Origin of the sequence: Achromobacter spanius (assembly GCF_029637605.1) — a bacterium.
GTDB lineage: Bacteria > Pseudomonadota > Gammaproteobacteria > Burkholderiales > Burkholderiaceae_B > Achromobacter > Achromobacter spanius_E.
The window spans coordinates 1,448,110-1,465,662 of the sequence record NZ_CP121261.1 but is presented as its reverse complement, the minus strand read 5'-3'; the positions used below and the strand labels follow the sequence as shown (position 1 = coordinate 1,465,662).

The window sequence follows — 17,553 nt, the reverse complement described above, 5'->3', positions numbered from 1 at the left end:
TTTCACGCGGACAGGGGCAACTGCCCCTGTTTTTCCGTCTGTGCGGCATTCATCGCAAATCTGGCGCTTGATACGTCGACTTACGAAATCACGTCGCTCGTCATGTGCGGGGCGTCTCATCGTGGGATAGTGGTTACAAGCAGGCGGCGCAAGCGCTGTCAGGTTCGCGCCGCCTACGGTTCAATTCTTTGAAGGAGCTGGCCATGAACGTACGACCCATGCATACCAAACGCCTTGCGGCATCCCTTTGCGCGGCGGGTTTGATGCTGGCGGCGGGAGCGGTCCACGCGGCTGATGCCATTGGCCGCGCGGCCATCCAGTCCCAGTACGAACAGGACGTGGCGAATTGCAAGAGCGGCAAGTCCAACCAGGACCGCGCCACCTGCATGCGCGAAGCCGGCGCGGCCCGCCAGGAAGCCAATCGACAGAATCTGAAGGAAGGCTCCACCGCCGATTATCAGCAGAACATGCTTGACCGCTGCAATCGCCTGCCAACCACGTCTCGCCAGGATTGCATCACGCAGATGACGTCGCCCACCAATGTGCGCGGCAGCGTGCAGGGCGGTGGGGTATTGCGTGAAACGGTGATCCAGGTGCCCGCGGGCACGGTCCCCCCCAGCACCACCATGCCGCCGCCGACGGCTCCGGCCCAGGGCATGGCTCCCCCGCCCGCCACGACGGGCACCCCGATGCGTCAGTAAGCCCGACCAATTACCCCCGCCAATAGCAAGCGTGCCCGGAAGGGCCATGACGACGGCGCCGCCGCCCCGCAAGGGGTTTCGGCGCCGTATTTGCGACGGCTGACGGCGCAGCGGCCGTCACATTCAGGCAAAATGGCGGCTGTTGCGCGCTTGCGCGCTTGTCACACCCCCATTCACGCACCTTCCCATGTCCGACGTCATCGCCCTGATTTTCGATTTCGACGACACGCTGGCCTCGGACAGCACGTCGGGTTTCCTGGAAAGCATCGGTGTGGATACGGCCTCGTTCTGGAAGGACGAGGTAGACCCGCTGCTGTCCCAGCAAGACTGGGACCCTGTCCCCGCCTATCTGTACAAGATGATCCAACTGTCCCAGGCGGGCACGAATGGGCTGATCACCCAGCAGCGCCTGAAAGACTGGGGCGCGCGGCTTGAGCTGCACGATGGCGTGCCGACCCTGTTCCAGCGGCTGCGCGCCGCCGTGCGGGCCGAACAGCCGCAAGTCCAGCTTGAGTTCTACCTGATATCAAGCGGCATCGGCGATGTGGTGCGATCCACGCCCATTGCCCATGAATTCACCGAAATCTGGGCCTCGGAATTCGTTTATGGCGATGACGGCGGCATTGCCTTTCCGCGCCGCATCGTCAGCTTTACCGACAAGACCCGCTATCTGTTCCACATTCAGAAAGGCATCATCGGGCGCGACTTCCGCAACAAGCCCTTCGAAGTCAATCGCAAGGTGCCCGAAGACCGCTTGCGCGTGCCGTTCGACCAGATGGTGTTCGTGGGCGACGGCTACACCGACATCCCGTGTTTTTCCTTGATCCGCCGAGCTGGCGGTTTCGCCTTTGGCGTCTGGGACCCCAAGCACCGCGACAAACGCAGCCGCGCCTGGGGCTTCATCGAAGAAGGGCGCGTGTCGAACTTGAACCAGGCCCGCTACGACGAACAGGCTGAGCTATACCAATGGCTGGAAGAGGCCGTGACCAGCCTGGCCGGCCGTATCGCGCTGAAGTCCCGGGTGTACCGTGGTTGAGGCCGGCCCCGTGGCGGCGGTTACGGGGGTTGCACCCTGGACCGCCGAAGACGAACGTTATATCGGGCTGGCGCTTGAAGAAGCCCAGGCCGCCTACGCCATTGGCGAGGTGCCGGTGGGCGCCCTGGTCGTCTCCGCGCAGGGCGAGATCCTGGGGCGCGGCTACAACCGCACCATCATCGACCACGACCCCACCGCGCACGCCGAAATCGTCGCCTTGCGCAGCGCGGCGCGGCAGCTGGAAAACTATCGCCTGCCCGGCATTACCGTGTACGTCACGCTGGAACCCTGCGTGATGTGCATCGGCGCCATGCTGCACGCGCGGCTGGCCCGCGTGGTGTTCGGCGCCTACGACCCCAAGACCGGTGCCTGCGGCAGCGTGCTGGACGTGGGATCCGTTCCCAAACTCAATCATCACACTTCAGTCACCGGCGGCGTGCTGGCGGAACCTTGCGGCGACCTGCTGCGCCGGTTCTTCCGTGAACGCCGCACCAAGGAATCCAACGCATGAGCACCCGCAAACCCGCCAAATCCGCCTCCAACAAGGCGGCCCGGCCTGCCAGCAAGGCGGCCCCACCGGCGGCTAAAAAGGCGGCTAATAAAAAGGCGGCCAACCCGGCGGCCACTACGGCGGCCGCCACGGCAAGCGCCGCCCACGATCATGATCACGGGCTCGCCTGCGGCGAAGACTGCGGCCACGACCACGGTCACCATCACGCTGAAGGGCAAGTCATGCCGGACGCCCGCGGCATCTATCTGATCTCGCCGTCGTCGGCCGTACGCGACCCCGCCACGGTTGAACTGGCGCGCGAGCGCTTGCAGCAGCAGGGGTTCAAGACCGCCCTGGACCGCACCGCCTTTGCCGAGCACCAACGCTTTGCCGGCACCGACGCCCAGCGCGCGGCCAGCCTGGCGCGCGCCATCAAGCAAAAGCTGCCCATCGTCATGGTGACGCGCGGCGGCTATGGCATGGGCCGGCTGCTGGACCAGATCGACTGGAAGGCCATGGCCGACAGTGGCAAGCGCTTCGTAGGCATGAGCGACTTCACCGCGTTCAACCTTGCGTTGCTGGCGAAGACGGGCGCGGTCAGCTACACCGGCGCGACCGCCGTTGCTGACTTCGGCGGCAAAAAGGTCGACGACCTGACCGAAGCGTTGTTTGGCGAGGTGATGCGCGGTGAGCTTGAAATCCTGAGTTTCGAGACCCAAGACGCCGACCCGGTCGACGCCCGCGGCATCCTGTGGGGCGGCAACCTGGCCATGGTGGCGTCCTTGATCGGCACACCGTACATGCCCAAGGTGCGCGGCGGCATCCTGTTCCTGGAAGACGTGGCCGAACACCCGTACCGCGTCGAGCGCATGCTGATCCAACTGTGGCAGGCCGGCATTCTGGCCAAGCAGAAGGCCATTGTCCTGGGCCGTTTCACCGACTACAAGCTGGCCCCGCACGACAAGGGCTACGACCTGCATGAGGTCGTGGCGTGGCTGCGCAAGACGGTCAAGGTGCCGGTCATCACCGGCTTGCCCTATGGCCATGTGGCAACCAAGGCCACGCTGCCCATCGGGCAAAAAGTGGGCATCGCCACCGAGAAGGGCCTGGCCCACCTGGTGCTGGACGAGCACCACCACTGATCGGGTACGCACGGCCCGAAGCCTGAGGCGCGCCGAGCGCAGGCGGGAAAAACCCATTTGCTACACTATTGGGTTTCCTCGCATGCGTCTTCGGGCGCCTTCAGACTCAAAATACCGTGATATCCACAGCCAATCTCACCATCCAGTTCGGTCCCAAGCCCCTTTTCGAGAACGTCAGCGTCAAGTTCGGGGAAGGCAACCGGTACGGGCTGATCGGGGCCAATGGGTCCGGTAAGTCTACGTTCATGAAGATCATCGGCGGCGACCTCGAAGCCTCCGGTGGCAACGTCTCGCTTGAGCCGGGCGTGCGCCTGGGCAAGCTGCGCCAGGACCAGTTCGCGTTTGAAGACCTGCGCGTGCTGGACGTCGTCATGATGGGCCACACCGAGATGTGGGCCGCCATGTCCGAACGCGACGCCATCTACGCCAACCCGGAAGCCACCGAAGACGACTACATGCGCGCGGCTGACCTGGAAGCCAAGTTCGCCGAGTACGACGGCTACACCGCCGAAGCGCGCGCTGGCGAACTGCTGCTGGGCCTGGAAATCGCCGTGGACCAGCACAACCTGCCCATGCGCGAAGTGGCCCCGGGCTGGAAGCTGCGCGTGCTGCTGGCACAGGCGTTGTTCTCGAACCCCGACGTCCTGCTGCTGGACGAGCCCACCAACAACCTGGATATCAACACCATCCGCTGGTTGGAAAACGTGCTCAACAGCTACCAGAGCACGATGATCATCATCAGCCACGATCGCCACTTCCTGAACCAGGTGTGCACCCACATGGCTGACGTCGACTACGGTGAAATCCGCATCTACGCGGGCAACTACGACGACTACATGCTGGCCTCGACCCAGGCCCGCGAACGCCTGGTGTCCAACAACGCCAAGGCCAAGGAACGTGTTGCCGAACTGCAAGACTTCGTGCGCCGCTTTGCCGCCAACAAGTCGAAGTCGCGCCAGGCTACGTCGCGTCTGAAGCAGATCGACCGCATCAAGGCCGACCAGGTCGTGGTCAAGCCGTCGTCGCGCCAGAACCCGTACATCCGCTTTGAACAGAACAAGGTCATGCACCGCCTGGCGGTCACGGTCGAAAACCTGACCAAGGCTTACGACGCGCCTGTCATCACCAAGTTCTCGGCCATGGTCGATGCCGGCGAAAAAATCGCCATCATCGGCGCCAACGGCGTGGGCAAGACCACCTTGCTGCGCCTGTTGGCCACCGAACTGCAGCCGGATTCGGGCTCGGTGAAATGGTCCGACAACGCCGACCTCGGCTATATGTCGCAGGACGTGTCCGACCAGTTCCTGCAAACCGACATCAACCTGCTGGACTGGATGGGCGACCACCGCCAACCGGGCGATGACGATCAGTCGATCCGCTCCGTGCTGGGCCGCCTGCTGTTCTCGGCGGACGACCTGCCCAAGGCGCCCAAGGTGCTGTCCGGCGGCGAAAAGAACCGCATGACCTTCGGCCGCCTGATGCTGGGCCGGCACAACGTCATGCTGCTTGACGAGCCCACCAACCACCTGGACATGGAATCGATCGAATCGCTTCAGTTCGCCTTGGAAAAGTACGAAGGCACGCTGGTGTTCGTGTCGCACGACCGCGAATTCGTGTCGGGCCTGGCCACCCGCGTGATTGAAATCCTGCCATCGGGCGAGATCATCGACTACCGCGGCGGCTACGAAGACTATCTGGAATCGCGCGGCATCGAAGCCTGACGCCGCTTCAGTCGCTGGTGGTCAAGCACGGCGCGTCCTACGGGGCGCGCCGTGTTGTTTTTGCCTTTAGCGTTAGCTGGTCGGGCAGGGCACGCGGCTTGGGTCTGACAAGCCTGGGTCTGCCTGGGAACCGGTCTTATATAACTGCTAGCTGTAAAGACATTCAATATCGATTGTTTGAATTCATATAACGAATTGTTAGATTTGAGGCTCGTTTTCACGCGCGCCCAAGATTCGTCCTATGAACCTGAACTTCGATCACGTCCACAAGCACTTCGGCGACCTGCCCGTCGTCGACGGCTTCACCAGCGAAATCAAGGCTGGCGAACTCGTCGCCCTGGTCGGTCCGTCTGGCTGCGGAAAGTCCACGCTGCTGCATTTGGCGGCCGGGCTGGAAATGCCCACGCAAGGCAGCGTCCTGGCCGATGGCAAGCCGGTGGCGGGCCCGCACCCCAGCCGCACGCTGGTGTTCCAGGAACATGCGCTGTATCCCTGGCTGACGCTGGAAGATAACGTGGCGCTGGCGCTGGAATTTCAGAAGGTCGCCAAAAAGCGCGCCCGCGAGTCGGCGCGTGAGTGGTTGGCGCGTGTCAGCCTGGCCGGCTTTGAACATTACTACCCGCATCAGGTGTCCGGCGGTATGCGGCAACGCGCCGCGCTGGCGCGCGCGTTCATCGCGCAGCCCCAGACCATGCTGATGGACGAGCCCTTCGGCGCGCTCGATGCGCTGACCCGGCTGAGCCTGCAAGACGTGCTGCGTCAACTGATCGCCCAGGAAAAGCCCACGGTGCTGCTCGTCACGCATGATGTGGACGAAGCCCTGTTCCTGGCCGATCGCATCGTTGTCTTCAGCCCCCGTCCGGCGCGCGTGCTGCGCGAATTCAATTTGGCGCATCGCGCAAAGACACACGATCTCTCGGATCTGGCCGCTGAAAAGCGCGAGATCCTGCGCCTGTTGGGCATCGCGGTGGACGGCTCGCAAGCCCACGCCGACATGGCCCTGGCCGCCTGACCCCCATTTCTCTCATTCCCAATCTGTGGCGACGTCCGCGCATCGCCAATCTTGTATCCCCTGGAGTTCCTCTGATGAAATTCAAGCAATGGCTTTCCCTGCCGCTGGCGGCCGCGCTGCTGGCCGCGGCCCCGGCAATGGCCGCCGAAAAGTTCCGCGTGGGCTATCTGCGGGTGATGGACGACGCGCAAGCGATCGTGGCGCAAGAGGGCGGTTTCTATCAAAAGGCCGGCCTGGATTCCGAGCTGATCGAATTCAAGTCGGGCACTGACCTGATCAAGGCGATTGTTGGCGGGCAACTGGACATCGGCGTGCTCGGCTTCACCAACGCCGTGGCGTGGGCGTCCAAGGGCGCGGACCTGAAAGTGGTGGGCGGCGCGCAACAGGGCTATCACTCGCTGGTGGTGCGTGACGATTCCGGCATCCAGGACATCGCGGGCCTGAAGGGCAAGACGCTCGCCTCGCAAGCCGAAGGCAGCACCGCGGACGTGGTCTTGAAGGGCGTGGTGCTCAAGCAAGGCAAGCTGAATGCCGATGACGTCAACATCATGGGCGTGAGCCCGGCCGTTGCCGTGCAGTCGCTGGTGGGCAAGCGCGTGGACGCGGCCTTCCTGTTCGAACCCTATGACCGCATCGCGCAGTTGGTGGCGCCGGTCAAGCAGATCTACGAAGTGGGCCAGGCCTGGCCGTTCCCGTGCATGGTCGTGATCACCTCGGGTGAAACGCTGGCCAAGCGCAAAGACGATGTCTGGAAGGCGCTGGACGCGCAAAACCAGGCCATCACGCTGCTGCAGAAAGAACCCGCGCAGGCGTCCAAGCTGATCGCGTCCTACTTCATCGCCGAGCCCACGCTGAAGACGCTCAAGCGCGGCGAACTGCCGCGTGAAACCGTCATTGCCGAAGCCATCAGCACGCAGGTGTTCACGCCCAAGCTGACGGAGAAGGACACGGCGCGCATGCAGGAAATTGCTGACATCCTGCAAGCCCAAGGTTCGCTGAAGACCCGCGACGGCAAGCCGTACGACGTGTCCAGCATCGTTGATCTGTCCTGGCAAGAGGCGCGCAAACTTTGAGCTCGTCTACCCGTGTGACCGGCGCCCGCAAGCATCTTGCGGGCGTTTTGGGTGTCCTTTTCATTCTTCTGCTTTGGCAGTCGGCGGCGTTCGTCCTGCCTGATTTCCTGATGCCAGGCGTGCCGGCCGTCTTCGAACGCCTGTTCGAAGACCTGGGCAAACAATCGTTCCATCAAAGCCTGATGGGTACCTTGGGCCGGCTGGGTGCGGGATATAGCCTGGCGCTGTTGGCAGGCATCGGCTTCGGGCTGGTGGCGGCGGTGCTGTTCTTCTTTCGGGAAGTGCTGCGCAGCGCCATCGTCATCCTGCAATCGATTCCGTCCATCGCCTGGGTGCCGCTGTTCCTGATCGTGATGGGCTTTGGTAACACGCCCATCATCGTGGTGGTGGCGCTGTCGGCGTTCTTCCCGGCCGCGCTAAGCGTCATGAATGCCACCGAATCCGTGCAGCGTGTGCATGTGTCGGCGGCGCGCGTCATGGGCGCCACGCGATGGGGCCTGGTCAAGCGCGTGTACCTGCCTGCCGTCATGCCCGAACTGATCACGGGCGCACAGCTTGCCTTCGGCAACGCCTGGCGCGCGCTGATCTCCGCCGAGATGCTGATTGGTTTCGGCAAGGGCCTGGGGCGCTCGCTGGCGTACTCGGGCGAGATCGCGGACATGACGGGCGTGATGACCAACATCCTCGTCATCGCCGTGCTAGCCGCCTTGATCGACCAGTTCGTGCTTGAAAACCTCAAGCATCGCTTGTTGCGTTACCAGTACGTGTAAGCCCATGGCCATGGCCCGGCACCTGACCCATCTGACTCATCTGCTCGCTCTGACGGCTGGCCTGCTGCTTGCCGGCGCGGGCGCCGCGCACGCGCAGCAACCCGCCGGCTTTGCCGCCGCGAAGGCGCGCGGCGAATTGGTGGTGGGCGTGCCGTATCTGGCCCCGCTGCCTGTTGCGGGGGCAAAGATTCGTACCCCCCACGGGCTGGACGCCAACATGGCCGAAAAGCTCGGTCTGAGCCTGGGCTTGCCGGTGCGTTTGCAGCAGGTTCCTGCTGACGAAGCCGGGGCGCGGTTGGCCGCGGGTGACGTCGATGTGGTGCTTGCTGATCGCGAAAGCACTCAACCGCCCACGGTGGCGGTGCAGCCCACCGGCTACCGTACGCGCCCCAAAGCGGTGATTCGTAGTGACACCACCCTGCGCAAACCGGCCGATGTGCGCGGCCGCAGCGTCTGCATGGCGGAGGCCGCAAGCGACACTCGCGCGCTGGCCGAAAGCTGGGGCGCCGTGGTGCGCACATATCGCGTGCCGTCTGATGCGCTGGTTGCGGTGCGCGAAGGCGCTTGCGATGTCGGCTTGGTGGACGACGCCGTCTGGGAGCCGCTGGTGCGCTTTCCCGAATGGAAGAAGTTCTCCTCCACGCTTGAACCGGACGGCGCCCCGCGCGAGCGCGTATGGCTGTTGCCGGCCGCGGACACCGCTGGCCGCGCTTGGCTTGCCAGCGAAATGAAGGCCTGGAACCAGTCCGGCGCCTGGAAAGCCATGACAGCCAAGTGGGCGCGCGACGTGGCCTTCGACGTCTACCTGGACCAGGAAGTGCCCGACTGCCACGGCTAGGGCGCGTTCGCCCCAGCACTTACAATGCCGGGCATGACGCACACGTTGACCGCTCCTTGCTCGTATCAGGAAGACATCAAGAAAAGCCGCTTTGTCGCGTACGCTGCCCCGGTTGCCACCGTGGAAGAGGCGATGCGATTCTTCGCCGAGCGCGGTGACCCCGAAGCCACCCACAACTGTTGGGCGTACCGCATCGGGCAGGAATACCGATTCAACGACGATGGTGAACCCGGCGGTACGGCGGGCCGACCGATCCTGCAAGCGATCGAGGGCCAGGATATGGACCGCGTGGCCGTGCTGGTGGTGCGCTGGTACGGCGGCATCAAACTGGGCGCGGGTGGCTTGGTGCGGGCGTATGGTGGCTGCGCGGCGAATTGCCTGCGGCTGGGCGAGCGCAGCGAAATCGTGGACCTGGCCACCATCCGCTGCACCTGCGGTTTTGCGGACTTGGCTCTACTGAAGTCGCGCTTGGCGCAGGCGGGCGCGGTGATGCAGCAGGAAGACTTCAACGAAGACGGCGTGGTGCTATCTTTCGTGGCCCCTCGCACGGTGGTGAGTGACCTGGAAGTCACTGTCGCCAACATCACACGCGGGCGCTCGGCCTGGGATCTGGTGTCTTAAGACGCTCCACAGTGTTTGCGACCCGCATTGGAAAAGGGCCCGGTTTTTTGAACCGGGCCCTTTTGTTTGCTTACGCGTTCTGGCTGTCTTGTGCCGCTGCGATTTCCTGGTGGACCTTTTCCATGTCCACTTCCTTGATCTTGGCCAGCAGCTCATTCAACTGCCCGCCCGACAGCGCGCCGGGTTGCGAGAACAGCAGGACCTTCTCACGGAAGACCATCAGCGTGGGAATCGAACGGATTCCCAGCGCGCCGGCCAGTTCCTGCTCGACGTCGGTGTTCACCTTGGCGAACGTGACGTCGGTGTGCTCGGTCGCGGCTTGCTCAAAAACGGGAGCAAAGCCACGGCACGGGCCGCACCACGGAGCCCAGAAGTCAACGATCAGGGTACCGTCAGGCGTAATGGCTTCCTGGAAGCTTTCTTTGGTGAGTTCAACAATACTCATTTTGGATCCTTGCCGCGGAGCGCGGCGCAAAAAGGCGGTATCGGGAATCCGGGGTGTGCCAGCCCCGGCCTGATTCGGCGACGCTTTATGTGCCACGCGCTCTGGGTCAATAGTAGAGCGGGCGATGGCAGCGTCGCAATGGTTGGCGCTGTGGAGAGCGCAGTCAGCGGTGCTCAGACCGCGGTTTTTGTCGAGACGCCCGCGTTGTTCTTCAAGGACGCAACAATCTCAAAAGAGCGCAGCCGGTCGGCGATGTCGAAAAAGTCGGACACGATCATGACTTCATCGGCCTCGGTTTCGGCCACCAGGGCTTCCAACCGCCGCTTCACGGTGTCCGGCCCGCCCACGATCGAAGCGCTCAGTCTTTGATTGACCGCCTCACGCTCCCATTCGTTCCATAAGCCGTCCATGTTGTCCACCGGCGGCTGCAATTGCAGGCGGTGGCCACGCACCAGCGACAGGAATTTCAACTGCTGCGTGGTGGCCTGGCGCTGGGCGGCTTCGTCCGACTCGGCCGCCACCACCGGCACGCCGATCATCGCGTAAGGGCGCGACAGCGTTTCCGACGGCTTGAACAAGTGCCGGTACAGCCGCATCGCGGCCATGCCTTCCGGCGAGAAATGCCCTGCAAAAGAAAACGGCAGGCCCAGTTCCGCGGCCAAGCGGGCGCTGAAATCGCTGGACCCCAATAGCCAGATCGGAATGTCCAACCCCTCGCCGGGAATGGCGCGCACGGGCTGGCCCGGCCGGGAGGGCGCCAGGAATCCCCGCAATTCTTCCACCAGCGCCGGAAACTCCAGGCCACTACGCGGCCCCCGACGCAGCGCGTGCTGCGTGGCGCCATCGCTGCCGGGCGCGCGTCCCAGCCCCAGGTCGATACGGCCGGGGTAAAGAGTTTCCAACGTGCCAAATTGTTCGGCAATGATCAGCGGCGCATGGTTCGGCAACATGATGCCGCCCGAGCCCACGCGCAGCGTGCGTGTCTGGCTGGCCACATGGCCAATCAACACCGCGGTGGCGCTGGACGCCACGCCATTGATGTTGTGGTGCTCGGCCAGCCAAAAGCGCTTGTAGCCAAGCCGTTCAACATGCTGGGCGACCGCCACGGTATTACGGAAAGCGTCGGCGGCATCGCGGCCCTGAACAATGGGGGCCAGGTCCAGGACCGAAAACGGGATGCGGGCAAGGGCGCTCATGCGGACATCCCCTCGTTCAGGGCAAGACAGGACGGCAACGCGGGGATAAGGCGAGTAAGGCGCAAGGTGAACTCCATACGGGATACATGGGGAGTGTATCGGCGAATTCAACCGGGGCAGGCAGCAACCTTATGGGCGGGCGGGTTGTAACCGGGGGCGGCGGCTCGGCGACTATTCGCCTCCAAATCGGGTGAGCTCAATCGTAAAAATAAGAATTTTTGGAATGGCCCATTGTTCGTTTGACCCTTGTGCTAGGTTTCTTGCCAGGCGAGGCTGGCTGGCCGTTTGACGCCGATTTGCAAGGAGCAGACGTGAACTATTGGGAGGTTATCCGCCAATCCCTGACTATCTCGGGATCCCGCTTGGTCGCGCTTTCGATGGTGTCGCTGGATCTCATGATCCTGGGCCGGTTTTCTTTAAGCGAGACGGCCGACTTTGCGCTGGCAGTTCAGTTTTCGCAGATTTATATCGTGCTTGCGCTAGGCCTGACGGTGGGCGTGAACATTGCTTTTAATTTGCGAAAGCCGCACTCGAAAACCATTACGGGGTCGATCGTTGGCTATGCGCTGCTCGCGGGCGTTTTGCTTTTCCTGATGTCGGTCGCCATGGTTTTTTTTGTGGAGATGTCAGAGAACGCGCGCGATAGTTATTACGCGCTGGCGGTAGGTATCGCCCCCACCACGATTTACATCGCGCTATGCGCGATGATCGAAGCGTCGGGTGGGGCAGGCGGGGTGCTCAGGTTGACCGTCGGAGCTGCTGTTGCGAACGCGGTGCTTGACCTGCTTTTGATCAACGTTGGCCTGTTTTCCCCAGCCGTGGCAGTGGCCGTTGCTACAACGGTGGTCAGACTACTGCTGTTGGCGTGTGTGCTCTACGGCTGTGTGGTCACCCATCGGATTTCCATTGCGCCGATTTTCAACCGGATCGAATGGAAGGATCTGTTCAGCTACGGCCGATCGGAGGCGCCGGTAGGGTTGATTTTCACTGGTGGCATGTCGTTCTTGTTTGCGTACGCCAGTGCACGGGGCAACGAGGGGTTGGTGGCGCTGCTCGCTATCGGGATTAATTTCTTGAACATTGCCTCTGTCATCTATATCGGGATGACTCGCGCCGTCGCCAACGTCGCTTCTGCGCTGCCGCATCGGATCCTCACTGATTTGAAGGGTCTCGCAATTTTTGGACTTTCTTATGTCGTCCTGAGCGGAGCAATCCTGTATGTCGCGTCTCCTCTCCTTTCTTGGCTTTATTTGGGACAGGTCTCGCTAGAGTTGCTAAGCATCTTTTTTATTGCGATCTGGGTTGTGGCGTTCGACGGATTGGCGATGTTGTTCATTACATTGCTTCGATTGCTGGATTGGAGGGCGGGTCCGCCATTGCTCCGGCTTGCGCTGATTATTGTGGGGGTCCCTATATCCTTAGGCTGGTTTGATCCATCGGCGATTCAGCCCGTGTTCAAAGGACTTCTGATCGGCAATGGGGTTGCGGCAGTGCTCGCAGCCGCTGTATTGCTCTACGCCGTGGTAGACCGAACGCGAAAGGAACTGATCGCTGCGCCTGGCGGCAATTGAAACAGCCGCCACGGCAACGCCGGGCGGCTGACTGAATGCTGACTTCTACCCAGGCTATTCAGGGAAAAATGCGTATCGGATCACGAACAGCACAGCGACCAGCCAAGTGGCCGGATGCACGTCGCGGACCTTGCCGGTGGCGGTTTTCAGCACCACGTAGCTGATGAAACCGAAGGCGATGCCGTTGGCGATGGAATACGTGAAGGGCATGACCAGCGCCGTCAGCGCGGCCGGCGTGGCCTCGGTGACTTCGTTCCAGTCGATGTCGATCAGTTCGCGCATCATCAGGCCGGCCACGTAGAGCAGGGCAGGAGCCGTGGCATAGGCGGGCACGGCCCCGGCCAAGGGCGAGATGAACAGCGCGGCCAGGAACAGCAAGGCCACCACCAGGGCGGTCATGCCGGTGCGGCCGCCAGCCTGCACGCCCGAGGCGCTTTCCACGAACGCGGTGGTGCTGCTGGTGCCCAGCGCGGAGCCCGCGACGATGGCCGTGCTGTCGGCGAACAGCGCGCGGCCCAGGCGGTTGGGGCGGCCTTCAGGCACCAGGCCGGCGCGCTTGGCCACGCCGACCAGCGTGCCGGTGGCGTCGAACACTTCAACCAGCACGAACACCAGAATCACATGCACGAAACCGCTGTGCAGCGCGCCCAGGATGTCCAGCTTCAGGAAAGTGGGGGCCAGGCTGGGCGGGGCCGAGAAGATGCCTTTGAATTCGTTGTAGCCCAGCGCCATCGACAACACGGTGACCACGATGATGCCGATCAGGATGGCGCCGCGCACACGCAACGCGTCCAGCGAGGCGATGATGAAGAAACCCAGGATGGCGAACAGCGGGCCATGCGCCGTCAGGTTGCCCAGGGAAACCTTGGTGGCCGGATGGGCAACCACGATGCCCGCGCTGGACAGCGCGATAATCGCCAGGAACAGCCCGATGCCCGCCGCGATGGCGCTGCGCAGGGAATGCGGAATGCCTTTGACGAGCCACACGCGGATGCCCGATATCGTCAAGATCAGGAAGATCACGCCCGAGATGAACACGGCGCCCAGCGCCTGCTCCCAGGTGTAGCCCATGGTCTTGACGACGGTGAAGGCGAAGAACGCATTCAGGCCCATGCCGGGCGCCATGCCGATCGGCCAGTTGGCCACCAGCGCCATCACCAGCGAGCCCAGCGCGGCCGCCAGGCAGGTGGCCACAAAGACGGCGTCGCGGTCCATGCCGGTGGACGACAGGATGTCCGGGTTGACGAAGATGATGTATGACATCGTCAGGAACGTCGTCAGGCCGGCCACGATTTCGGTGCGCGCCGTGGTGCCGTGTTCACGCAGCTTGAATAACTTCTCCAGCATTCCAGTCCCCAGTGTGTTTGCAGGCTTGTAGGTTGTTGTAGGCGGCGGCCGATGGGCGCCGCGCGATTTCAAAACAGGCGTATTTTCGCATCAGTTGTAAACTCTGCCGCCATGATTATCCTCGGCTTTGAAAGCTCCTGCGACGAAACCGGTGTCGCAGCCGTCTGTACGGAACGTGGTCTGCTGGCGCACGCGCTGCACACCCAAATCGCCATGCACCAGGAATATGGTGGCGTGGTGCCGGAACTCGCGTCGCGCGACCATATCCGCCGCGTCGTGCCCTTGACCCGCCAGGTGCTGCAAGACGCGGGCCTGCAAATGTCGGACATTGGCGCCGTTGCCTACACGGCGGGGCCTGGTCTGGCCGGAGCCTTATTGGTGGGCGCCAGCGTCGCGCAGTCGTTTGCGTGGTCGCGCCATTTGCCCGCCATCGGCATCCATCACCTGGAAGGCCATCTGCTGTCGCCGATGCTGGCGGACCCGCGCCCCGACTTCCCGTTCGTGGCGCTGCTGGTATCGGGTGGCCATACGCAATTGATGCGCGTGGATGGCGTGGGTCGCTACGAACTGCTGGGCGAAACGCTGGATGACGCCGCGGGCGAAGCCTTCGACAAGTCGGCCAAGCTGATGGGGCTGGGCTACCCCGGCGGCCCGGCGCTGGCCAGGCTGGCGGGGCAGGGCGACGCGACCCGTTTCGAATTGCCACGCCCAATGCTGCACAGCGGCGACCTGGATTTCAGCTTCAGCGGCCTGAAGACCGCCGTGCTGACGCGCGTCAAGGCGGCTGAAAAGGAAGGGGGGCTGGACGATCAGACCCGCGCTGACCTGGCGGCGGCCACGCAAGGGGCAATTGTCGATGTGTTGGCGGCCAAGGCCATCAAGGCGCTCAAGCAGACGGGCCTGCGCCGTCTGGTGGTGGCGGGCGGGGTGGGCGCCAACCAGTTGCTGCGCGCCAAGCTGGCCGCGGCGCTCAAGCCCTTGCGCGCGCAGGCTTATTTCCCGCCGCTGGAGCTATGTACCGACAACGGCGCAATGATCGCCTTCGCTGCGGCCGAGCGCGTCAAGGCGGGGCTTGTAACGCTGGACGCGGATGCGCACAGCTTTACGGTGAAACCGCGTTGGGACCTGGCGGATATTGCCTGACCGGTTCCCGTTCCTCGGGCCACCGGCCGGCAAGACAGGATTATTTCTTCTTGCCGCCGCCGATCTTGCTTTCCGTGCCTTGCACCAAGCGCGCGATGTTGGCGCGGTGACGGTAGAACAGCAGCACGCCGATCACTGCCAGGGCCACGCCCAGCGCCGGCTTCGCGTGCCAGGCCAGCCCCGAGCCAAAGACGTAGTAGACGGGCGCAAAGAACGCGGCCACCAACGACGCCAGGGACGAATAGCGGAAAAACACGGCGATGATCAGCCAGGTGGCGGCGGTGGCCACGGCCAGCCAGGGCTGAATCGCGACCAGCACGCCCAGCGCGGTCGCCACGCCCTTGCCGCCCTTGAAACGCAGGAAAATCGGGTACAGATGGCCGACGAAGGCCGCCAGCGCGACCAGGGCCAAGCCGACGGGGGCGATCCCCGGGGCCAGCTTTTCGGCCAGCCAGATTGCGAACCATCCCTTTGCGGCGTCGCCCAGCAAGGTCAGCGCGGCGGCTGTCTTGTTGCCGGTGCGCAGCACGTTGGTGGCGCCCGGATTCTTGGACCCATAACTGCGAGGGTCCTGCAGCCCCATCAGCTTGCTGACAACCACGGCGAAGGGCACGGAGCCGATCAGGTAGGCCAGCAGGACGAGCGCTGCGGTGAACGCCAGGGAGGGTTCGGTAATCGCCATGGGGTAGGGAGTCCGTTGTTGTCGGTTGTTGTCGTAATGGCTGCGGATTCTACCGCGCCGCGCGCGCCCCCTGGGTACGGGTTATCGAGCGTGGTGTTCCTGCCCCCCGCGCGCACGCCGTCATACAGGGCGCGGCGGCGGACGGTACAATCCGACACGTCCACGCGCGTTTTATTTTCTTTCGGATGCACAATGCGAATTCTGGTTTCGAACGATGATGGTTACTCGGCCCCCGGGCTGGAAGCGCTGGTCGCGGCGCTAGAAGGCTTGGGCGAACTCACCGTCGTCGCGCCCGAGACCAACCACAGCGGCGCTTCCAATTCCCTGACGCTGAATCGGCCCTTGACGGTCCGCACCGCCTCGAATGGCTTCATCGCCGTCAGCGGCACCCCCTCCGATTGCGTACACGTGGCGTTGACGGGCTTGATGGATGCCCGGCCGGACCTGGTCGTGTCCGGCATCAACAACGGCGCCAACATGGGCGACGACACGCTCTACTCGGGCACTGTCGCGGCAGCCAGCGAAGGCTACCTGTTCGGCATTCCGGCCATCGCGTTTTCGCTGGCCGAGAAGGGCTGGGAGCACATCGATTCCGCCGCGCGCGCCGCCCGGCTGGTGGTGGAACGCCACTTGGCGCAGCCCCTGGCCGCGCCGGTGCTGCTGAACGTCAACATTCCCAACCGTCGCTTTGAAGACCTGCACGGTTTTGCCGTCACGCGCCTGGGCAAACGCCATCCGTCGCAGCCCGTCGTGCGCACCACCACCCCCTATGGCGACACGGTGTATTGGATTGGCCCGGTAGGCTTGGCCGCCGATGCCACGCCGGGTACGGATTTCCACGCGGTGGAGCAGGGGGCGGTGTCGGTGACGCCCTTGCGGCTGGACCTGACCCAGCACAGTCAACTGGACGAAATCCGAACTTGGGCAGAGCCGTTATGCGCAAACGCGTAAGTCAACCCGATGTGTCGCAGGCGGTGCCCGGGCGTCCCAGCCCGGTCCGCTACGACTCAGGCCGGCTCAGCCCCGGCGTCACCGCCACCAACAGCAACACCCGCATTTCCGCGGCCACTTTGCCTCGCCAGGCGCAAGCACCCGCGCCGGCCTCGGGCAACAATCTTGGGTTGAACTCTGACCGGTTGCGCCAGGCCATGGTGCAGCGGCTGCGGGGGCAGGGCATCAGCGACGAGCGCGTGCTGAACGCCATGGCCGCCGTGCCACGTCATCTGTTCGTGGATGAAGCCCTGGCCAGCCGCGCCTACGAAGATGCGGCGTTGCCCATCGGGCATTCGCAAACCATCTCGCAGCCTTGGGTGGTGGCGCGCATGATCGCGGCAGCGTGCGACGACCGCACGCCGACGCGCGTGCTGGAAGTGGGCGCGGGCTGTGGCTACCAGGCGGCGGTGCTGGCGCAGTTTGTGCGTGAAGTCCATTCCATCGAACGTATTCGCGGCCTTTACGAGCTGGCGCGCGAGCATCTGCGCGCCTTGCGGCTGACCACCCGCATCCGCCTGATCTACGGCGATGGCACGCTGGGCCTGCCCGGCGTGGCGCCGTTCGATGCTATCGTTGTGGCTGCCGCTGGCCTGGCCATTCCGCAAGCGCTGCTCACGCAGCTTGCGCCTGGCGGACGCCTGATCGCTCCCGAAGGGGGCACCAACCAGCGCCTGGTGTTGATCGAACGCACCGGCGCGGCCAGTTGGAAACGCACTGAATTAGAGGCCGTGCGCTTTGTGCCGCTACGCGCCGGAATACAATCTTGAGCAAA

The 17,553-nt window shown here is 63.6% G+C and carries 18 protein-coding genes; 14 read left to right on the top strand and 4 right to left on the bottom strand.

Translation table 11 applies throughout. From position 1 onward, the window contains the following. The first annotated feature begins 203 nt into the window (after positions 1 to 203). From P8T11_RS06415 to P8T11_RS06370, 10 genes are all read left to right on the top strand, one after another. Positions 204 to 701: a hypothetical protein gene (locus tag P8T11_RS06415; RefSeq protein WP_268077728.1), complete on the top strand. Its 498-nt coding sequence runs from the start codon at positions 204 to 206 to the stop codon at positions 699 to 701. 187 nt (positions 702 to 888) lie between these two features. Beyond that, the gene (locus P8T11_RS06410) at positions 889 to 1,737 is read left to right on the top strand and encodes an HAD family hydrolase (RefSeq protein WP_230695035.1); all 849 of its coding nucleotides are present in this window, start codon (positions 889 to 891) and stop codon (positions 1,735 to 1,737) included. 10 nt (positions 1,738 to 1,747) lie between these two features. Continuing rightward, complete coding sequence (gene tadA / locus P8T11_RS06405) at positions 1,748 to 2,248, top strand: tRNA adenosine(34) deaminase TadA (protein ID WP_268082432.1); 501 nt, start codon at positions 1,748 to 1,750, stop codon at positions 2,246 to 2,248. Next, complete coding sequence (locus P8T11_RS06400) at positions 2,245 to 3,369, top strand: LD-carboxypeptidase (protein WP_268077729.1); 1,125 nt, start codon at positions 2,245 to 2,247, stop codon at positions 3,367 to 3,369. The genes tadA and P8T11_RS06400 overlap by 4 nt, the downstream gene beginning before the upstream one ends. A 116-nt stretch (positions 3,370 to 3,485) precedes the next feature. Continuing rightward, positions 3,486 to 5,090, top strand: coding sequence for an ABC-F family ATPase (locus tag P8T11_RS06395; RefSeq protein ID WP_268077730.1), 1,605 nt, complete (start codon positions 3,486 to 3,488; stop codon positions 5,088 to 5,090). 241 nt (positions 5,091 to 5,331) lie between these two features. Further along, the gene (locus P8T11_RS06390) at positions 5,332 to 6,102 is read left to right on the top strand and encodes an ABC transporter ATP-binding protein (protein WP_268077731.1); all 771 of its coding nucleotides are present in this window, start codon (positions 5,332 to 5,334) and stop codon (positions 6,100 to 6,102) included. A gap of 74 nt (positions 6,103 to 6,176) precedes the next feature. Next, the gene (locus P8T11_RS06385; protein WP_050446947.1) at positions 6,177 to 7,175 is read left to right on the top strand and encodes an ABC transporter substrate-binding protein; all 999 of its coding nucleotides are present in this window, start codon (positions 6,177 to 6,179) and stop codon (positions 7,173 to 7,175) included. After that, positions 7,172 to 7,945 (top strand): ABC transporter permease, encoded by a 774-nt coding sequence (locus P8T11_RS06380; RefSeq protein WP_268077732.1) that lies wholly within the window; start codon positions 7,172 to 7,174, stop codon positions 7,943 to 7,945. Before P8T11_RS06385 ends, P8T11_RS06380 begins: the two co-directional genes overlap by 4 nt. A 4-nt stretch (positions 7,946 to 7,949) precedes the next feature. Further along, positions 7,950 to 8,783: a transporter substrate-binding domain-containing protein gene (locus P8T11_RS06375; RefSeq protein WP_418910247.1), complete on the top strand. Its 834-nt coding sequence runs from the start codon at positions 7,950 to 7,952 to the stop codon at positions 8,781 to 8,783. A gap of 33 nt (positions 8,784 to 8,816) precedes the next feature. Then, entirely contained in the window at positions 8,817 to 9,404 is a 588-nt protein-coding gene (locus P8T11_RS06370) for an IMPACT family protein (protein WP_268077733.1), read from the top strand. Positions 9,405 to 9,474: 70 nt separating this feature from the next. On the opposite strand, the gene trxA is transcribed toward P8T11_RS06370, so the two are convergent. Continuing rightward, a complete protein-coding gene (gene trxA / locus P8T11_RS06365; RefSeq protein WP_050446945.1) occupies positions 9,475 to 9,849 on the bottom strand; it encodes a thioredoxin in 375 nt (124 codons plus the stop codon). 173 nt (positions 9,850 to 10,022) lie between these two features. After that, complete coding sequence (locus P8T11_RS06360) at positions 10,023 to 11,045, bottom strand: LLM class flavin-dependent oxidoreductase (RefSeq protein ID WP_268077734.1); 1,023 nt, start codon at positions 11,043 to 11,045, stop codon at positions 10,023 to 10,025. A gap of 311 nt (positions 11,046 to 11,356) precedes the next feature. Between P8T11_RS06360 and P8T11_RS06355 the strand changes: the two genes are divergently transcribed. Next, positions 11,357 to 12,616: a hypothetical protein gene (locus tag P8T11_RS06355; RefSeq protein WP_268077735.1), complete on the top strand. Its 1,260-nt coding sequence runs from the start codon at positions 11,357 to 11,359 to the stop codon at positions 12,614 to 12,616. A gap of 54 nt (positions 12,617 to 12,670) precedes the next feature. Here the strand turns inward: P8T11_RS06355 and P8T11_RS06350 are convergent, their stop codons facing one another. Next, on the bottom strand, positions 12,671 to 13,963 hold the full coding sequence (locus P8T11_RS06350) for an NCS2 family permease (RefSeq protein ID WP_268077736.1): 1,293 nt from the start codon (positions 13,961 to 13,963) through the stop codon (positions 12,671 to 12,673). A 111-nt stretch (positions 13,964 to 14,074) separates the two neighbouring features. Here P8T11_RS06350 and tsaD point away from each other — a divergent pair, with 111 nt between their 5' ends. Next, positions 14,075 to 15,106, top strand: coding sequence for a tRNA (adenosine(37)-N6)-threonylcarbamoyltransferase complex transferase subunit TsaD (gene tsaD / locus P8T11_RS06345; RefSeq protein WP_268077737.1), 1,032 nt, complete (start codon positions 14,075 to 14,077; stop codon positions 15,104 to 15,106). 40 nt (positions 15,107 to 15,146) lie between these two features. Here the strand turns inward: tsaD and plsY are convergent, their stop codons facing one another. Continuing rightward, positions 15,147 to 15,788, bottom strand: coding sequence for a glycerol-3-phosphate 1-O-acyltransferase PlsY (gene plsY / locus P8T11_RS06340; protein WP_268077738.1), 642 nt, complete (start codon positions 15,786 to 15,788; stop codon positions 15,147 to 15,149). 192 nt (positions 15,789 to 15,980) lie between these two features. Here plsY and surE point away from each other — a divergent pair, with 192 nt between their 5' ends. After that, a complete protein-coding gene (gene surE, locus P8T11_RS06335) occupies positions 15,981 to 16,739 on the top strand; it encodes a 5'/3'-nucleotidase SurE (protein ID WP_268077739.1) in 759 nt (252 codons plus the stop codon). Next, positions 16,724 to 17,548 carry a protein-L-isoaspartate(D-aspartate) O-methyltransferase gene (locus P8T11_RS06330; RefSeq protein WP_268077740.1) on the top strand — a complete coding sequence of 275 codons (825 nt, stop codon included), beginning with the start codon at positions 16,724 to 16,726 and terminating at the stop codon, positions 17,546 to 17,548. Before surE ends, P8T11_RS06330 begins: the two co-directional genes overlap by 16 nt. The last annotated feature ends 5 nt before the right edge of the window (positions 17,549 to 17,553 follow it).